Raw genomic sequence first — 992 nt, forward strand, 5'->3', positions numbered from 1 at the left:
GTGGTGAGTATCCAGTAACGCCCGGGTGAGTATCGGGTAACACCCGGGCGTTGACTATGAGCCGCTACTGCGTATTGGCTTCGAGGCGCATGTTCGGGCCTTCCAGCGTGATGATCTCAGCGCCAACGACAAGCCGATTCAGTATCGACTCGGCGATGACAGCATCCGGGATGGACTTGTACCACTCATCGGGCGTGAACTGGGAGGTGACAATGGTTGATCCCCGGTGTTCACGCTCAGCAAGAATGTTGAGCAGCTGGTGTGCTGTGGCAGCATCAATCGGCGTTGTTAAGAAGTCATCAAGTACGAGTACGTCTGCCAGGTGTAAGTCTTGAAGAAACTCCATGCGTGCTGTGTCATCATGGCGTAGCACCATTAGCTGGTTGGCCAGGGTGTCTGTGCGGAAGAAACGGGCAGAGTAGTCGTTTCTGCACGCAGCGGTAAGGAGTGCTTGGGCCAGGTATGTTTTGCCGACGGATGATTTGCCGAGGATGACAATGCTTTGCGCTTTTTGACACCATTGGCAGTGAGCGAGTCTGGTGATTTGCTCTTTGTTGAGGTTGCGGCCGGGTGCGTAGGTGATGTCTTCGATACACGCATCGAGATTTGGCGATCGGGATGCTTTGAGTAATTTGTTGACTCGTCGTTCACGCTTGGCCGCGACTTCTTTATCGAGCGCGTAGAGCACTTTGTCAGAAAAGCTCCACGAGTCGAAGACAGGATCTGCTGCAATATCAATCACGGTTCGGCCAAAAGCCGTCATACGTAGATCGGTAAAGACAGGCAGGATCGATTCATCAAGAAAGCGCGCTGATGCTGATGCTGGTTGTGGCTGTGTCATGACTGTAGGGGTCCTTTCTTCGTGAGGTTTTCCATACTGAACTGGGCAGACCCACCCAGATATGCGCCGCGGGTATCGCGTGCGTGTTCCACCGGTGGTGTTTCAGGCGCTGTTATGGCTGGCAGATCATGGCCTGTCGGGCGGGTTGATT

General features: G+C 54.0%; 1 protein-coding gene. It reads right to left on the reverse strand.

The genetic code is table 11. The features are described 5' to 3' along the window. Positions 1-64: 64 nt before the first annotated feature. Complete coding sequence (locus HMPREF3120_RS07595; RefSeq protein WP_070451844.1) at positions 65-841, reverse strand: ATP-binding protein; 777 nt, start codon at positions 839-841, stop codon at positions 65-67. Between the last annotated feature and the right edge of the window lie 151 nt (positions 842-992).

The sequence above is a fragment of the Corynebacterium sp. HMSC11D10 genome, assembly GCF_001806995.1.
Classification (GTDB): domain Bacteria; phylum Actinomycetota; class Actinomycetes; order Mycobacteriales; family Mycobacteriaceae; genus Corynebacterium; species Corynebacterium coyleae.

What these genes read in the sequence shown, in the direction of transcription:
- HMPREF3120_RS07595 (WP_070451844.1), bottom strand. Translation starts at nt 841, where the DNA reads ATGACACAGCCACAACCAGCATCAGCATCAGCGCGCTTTCTTGATGAA.